The following is a 3,308-nucleotide window of genomic DNA, read 5'->3' on the forward strand; positions in this document are numbered from 1 at the left end:
AATCGTGATCATCATAATTTCCGGATGTACGATGGCGACATCATATCGTAAACACAGATACACGGATTGTGCCAATAGGACGGAAAGCAGCGCCAGCATTCCGCCGAGAAAGCGAAACAAAAACTGCTCTGAAATCGCAGCGCTGTTTTTTGCGCTTAGATGGTCGTACAGCACGACGGAAAAGCGCATGACGCTAAGGACGATATAATATGCACAGAGCAATAATAGCCACACAGACCCGGACATGATACCGACGGCCCCGTGATACAGTGCATAGGAAAGATTCAGCCCGAAGCCCGAAGCAGCAGCAATAAGGACCCGGTCATGCTGACTTTCCAGTATTCGTTTTACAAGCACATTTTCTTTCACTTTCCGAAACATAGCCGGTTATTTTATGCCCCTGGTCAACGGAATCAGACACAGCAGAACGACAATACCAACCAAACCGATGATAATACCCAGCGCCATCTTGCCCCATACCATGCAAAAGCACATGCCGACGCCAAGCGCAAGTGCGCCGATCATGCCGACCCCTGCGGTCAGAATGGCCTTACCGGAGAATTTCACCGGTTGCCTGCCCTCCATCCTGCGCCAGATGATGACGGTGATAAGCCCGAGAAGCAGGCCGGCGCAGCCGAAGATGATTCCCGGCTTAAAAGCGTTCCATTCCGGCAAAAGCGCCATGCACATGCCAAGCGCAAACAGGACGCCGCTGACCGTTCCCAAAACCAATGCTGCAAAATTGCTTCTTTTCATGAGAAACCTCCGTTTTTATTAAAGCAACACTTGTTTGCTTATTGTGATTATACTATAATGGGAGCCGGACAGAAAAACAATCATCAATAATGGCACAAGTGTTGGAATAAAGAGGTTTTGATATGAATACGAAAAATAATAAAAGGAAAAGGGAATCCAGGGCGAAAATGGAGTCCGTCTTTGTGGAACTGCTGCAGACAAAAGAGCTGGGACAAATCACGGTTTCCGACATCTGCAAGCTGGCAGAATTGAATCGTTCTACCTTTTATGCAAATTATGTGGATATTTACGCGCTTGCAGATGCCGTGCGTGAAAATCTGGAACAGAATATGGGAGAACTGTACAAAGGCGAGGCCGTAGACCTCTTTCATGGCGACTATCTGAAGCTGTTCCGGCATATCGCCGAAAACCCTATGTTCTACAAAACCTACTTTAAGCTGGGCTATGACAATCAGTACAAAATCGCAGCCTATGACAGGAAACTCGCCGAGGCGCATTTTGGCGGCCGGTTTATTCCCTATCATTTGGAATTTCATAAAAGCGGGCTTACCGCGATCATTAAGATGTGGCTGGCAGGAGGCTGTCAGGAAACGCCTGAGGAAATGGACGAGATCGTCCGAAGCGAATACAGAGGGCGGGCAGAGTTCTTCGGCAAATAGACCATCAAAGATCAAAATCAATGATGTTCCTGCTGGGCATTAAAATATTTCTCCAGGAATCGCCGCTGCTTCAACCTTTTACGGTAGCCGGGGCTTTAACGACCCTCAGCGGTATGAGATGACCTTTTTCCCGGTTTGCCCAAAGTGCGCGACTTTGCTGGAACGCGAATATCAAAACTATTGCGGCAGATGCGGGCAGCGGCTGGGATGGCAGCGGTTTGGGTATGGGGTAGAGGGATGGTTGGAAAAATAAAAAGCCGCCCGGGCGGGCGGCGATGGCGGCAGGGGATCGCGTTAATTGGCATGGGCGGTCACATAAGATTGGAGTGCAGATTCGACGATACGGTTTAGGGTGACCTGGTTTTCTGCGGCATATTGGGCAAGCTGCTTGTGCAGATCCGGGGAGACGCGGACATTAAAGGAGCCTTTAAAGGCTTTTTCCGGCTCGATACCGTTATCGGCGCAGGCTTGCAGGTAATCGTCGATTGCGCCGTGAAAATCGTCAAGCAGTTCTTTGGCGGTGGCGCCTTCATAGGAAATCAGGCTGTGCAGACCCAGAACTTTTCCAAAGAAAATACAATCTTCTTCGGAGAATTCGATGGTGCCGATATAGCCCTTGTAGGTGATTGTGTTGTTCATATTAGTCCCTCCTGTTCCAGGGAATCCAGAAGTTGCCTGACCTGATAGGCAAGTAATTCTTTTCGGGGATGTGGTTTGTGCAGCAAGACCGCCCGGTGCTGATCGGAGAAAAACAGGACGCGCGAACCGCTGGTGCGGCCTTTATCGCTTCGGGTATAGCCCAAATAATTGAGCAGCGTTTCCGCTTCTGTGAACGTGAAATCCTTTGGTCGGGATTTTAGTTTTGCAATTAGTTTTTCTTTTTGCCCCGTGTTTATTCCTCCTGCATGTTTCTATTATACATCATTTGAAAGGAGGATGCAACTATTATCAGTTGCAAAAAGCTTTTTTGGGTGATTGCAGAGTATGGCGACGGCAAAGAAACGGCCATGCGGCAGCTGGCGTGCGCTGGCGTATGTCGGGGTGGGCGAGGATGGGAAACGCAGGTACAAGCGCTTTCCCGCGCCGACGAAGAAGGAAGCTGGGACATAGTTCCAGCAGGATGCTGGATCCGGTTTGTTTGCACACGTTCAGAGAAAGATGTATTACAGTCAGGGAATAGCCGAACGGGCCACGGCATTATTTGTTGATGATACAACACAAAATGCAACATGGCCCGCGAAATTCGGCGATTTATTGGCGGAGAGGATGGGATTCGAACCCATGCGCCTTTTGGGCAAACGGTTTTCAAGACCGCCTCGTTATGACCACTTCGATACCTCTCCATAACGATAGTATTATATCAATTTCGCCGCCGCCGGTCAAGCCCGGGATAGACCGCGGCGGCGATGGATTGCGATTTATGCACAGGGACGCAGGGAAGGCCCTGTGCATTTTTTGAACGGCGGTTCTTTTCAGGCTGCAAACAGGCGGCACAGCGCGGTTACGAGCGTGCAGGCGAAAATACCGCACAGCGTCGGCAAAATCCAGGCCAGAACCGTCCAAAAGACGCTGCCGGTTTCTTTGCGGATGGTCAGGCAGGTCGTCCCGCAGGGAAAATGCATCAGCCCAAACAGGCACATGTTCACGGCGGTCATGGCGGTAAACCCGTTTTGTACAAGCACCTGGCGCAGGGCTTCCAGCGAATCGTAGCCGGCGAGCGCGCCGCCGCCGCTGTAGATCATCAAAAGCAGCGGCAGAACGATTTCGTTGGCGGGGAAGCCCAGCAAAAACGCGGCAAGGATCGCGCCGTCCAACCCCATCACGCGGCCCAACGGTTCCAAAAAGGCGCACAGGGATGCGATGAGCGTGGCGTCGCCAAGCTGCACATGGGAT

The 3,308-nt window shown here is 51.1% G+C and carries 5 protein-coding genes, 1 tRNA gene and 1 pseudogene; 1 reads left to right on the forward strand and 6 read right to left on the reverse strand.

Annotation, left to right across the window (positions count from 1 at the left end):
• A pseudogene (locus tag ACOYIE_RS10010) lies at positions 1-369 on the reverse strand (hypothetical protein); the annotation flags it as partial.
• Between the two features lie 18 nt (positions 370-387).
• Complete coding sequence (locus ACOYIE_RS10015; RefSeq protein ID WP_433412818.1) at positions 388-756, reverse strand: hypothetical protein; 369 nt, start codon at positions 754-756, stop codon at positions 388-390.
• A 167-nt stretch (positions 757-923) separates the two neighbouring features.
• Here ACOYIE_RS10015 and ACOYIE_RS10020 point away from each other — a divergent pair, with 167 nt between their 5' ends.
• Positions 924-1,415 (forward strand): TetR/AcrR family transcriptional regulator C-terminal domain-containing protein, encoded by a 492-nt coding sequence (locus ACOYIE_RS10020; protein ID WP_433412820.1) that lies wholly within the window; start codon positions 924-926, stop codon positions 1,413-1,415.
• 294 nt (positions 1,416-1,709) lie between these two features.
• Here ACOYIE_RS10020 and ACOYIE_RS10025 read toward each other — a convergent pair whose 3' ends face one another.
• The 4 genes from ACOYIE_RS10025 to ACOYIE_RS10040 form a co-directional block, all read right to left on the reverse strand.
• Positions 1,710-2,054: a type II toxin-antitoxin system HicB family antitoxin gene (locus tag ACOYIE_RS10025; protein WP_433412822.1), complete on the reverse strand. Its 345-nt coding sequence runs from the start codon at positions 2,052-2,054 to the stop codon at positions 1,710-1,712.
• On the reverse strand, positions 2,051-2,311 hold the full coding sequence (locus tag ACOYIE_RS10030) for a type II toxin-antitoxin system HicA family toxin (RefSeq protein WP_433412826.1): 261 nt from the start codon (positions 2,309-2,311) through the stop codon (positions 2,051-2,053). Before ACOYIE_RS10030 ends, ACOYIE_RS10025 begins: the two co-directional genes overlap by 4 nt.
• A 359-nt stretch (positions 2,312-2,670) precedes the next feature.
• Positions 2,671-2,758: transfer RNA gene (locus tag ACOYIE_RS10035), tRNA-Ser, on the reverse strand.
• Positions 2,759-2,887: 129 nt separating this feature from the next.
• The coding region (locus ACOYIE_RS10040; RefSeq protein ID WP_433412824.1) for a nucleoside recognition domain-containing protein at positions 2,888-3,308 on the reverse strand (421 nt) is incomplete at its 5' end.

The organism is Agathobaculum sp. (genome assembly GCF_050946325.1).
Lineage (GTDB): Bacteria > Bacillota > Clostridia > Oscillospirales > Butyricicoccaceae > Agathobaculum.